Annotated in this window: 1 pseudogene; it reads left to right on the top strand. The window is 70.2% G+C overall.

The features are described from left to right. Window positions 1-265, top strand: a pseudogene (locus GT358_RS16460) (glycine dehydrogenase); the annotation flags it as partial.

A 265-nucleotide genomic window follows, 5' to 3' on the forward strand; every position in this document is an offset into this window, starting at 1 on the left:
GGTGCTCAAGCCCCCGGGGGCCTACGGGGCGGACATCGCCGTGGGGGACGGGCAGAGCCTGGGGCTGCCCATGGGCTTTGGCGGGCCCCACTTTGGCTACCTGGCCACGAAGAAGGCCTTTGTGCGCCAGATCCCCGGACGGCTGGTCTCGGAGACGGTGGACGCGGAGGGGAGGCGGGGCTTCATCCTCACCCTCCAGGCCCGGGAGCAGTACATCCGCCGGGCCAAGGCCAAGAGCAACATCACCACCAACGCCCAGCTCACC

The organism is Rubellimicrobium sp. CFH 75288 (genome assembly GCF_009904055.1).
GTDB lineage: Bacteria > Pseudomonadota > Alphaproteobacteria > Rhodobacterales > Rhodobacteraceae > Rubellimicrobium.